The organism is Paenibacillus sp. 598K, from assembly GCF_003851045.1.
Taxonomy (GTDB): domain Bacteria; phylum Bacillota; class Bacilli; order Paenibacillales; family Paenibacillaceae; genus Paenibacillus_D.
In genome coordinates, this window is the sequence record NZ_BFBX01000376.1 from 1 (window position 1) to 232 (window position 232).

Sequence of the window (232 nt, forward strand, 5' to 3'; positions counted from 1 at the left end):
CTCGCGTCGATCCGCGCGGCCGTCGCGTGCAGGAAGTCGTAGCGCAGCTCCCGGGCCGCCAGCTGCGTGCCCTGTCCCGTCCGCTCCTGATGGGCCCGCACATCGAGCTCCCCATACGCGCAAGGAACCGCCAGAGTCGCGCAATAATCGCGGACCGTGACGGCCTCCTGGTCCGACGCCTCGCGCAACCCGTGATGGATATGCGCGGCCGTCAGCCGCAGCCCCTCCTGCT

Annotated in this window: 1 protein-coding gene; it reads right to left on the reverse strand. The window is 70.7% G+C overall.

Annotation, left to right across the window (positions count from 1 at the left end; genetic code table 11):
* The coding region (locus tag PA598K_RS35550; RefSeq protein WP_305781347.1) for an ATP-binding protein at positions 1-232 on the reverse strand (232 nt) is incomplete at both ends.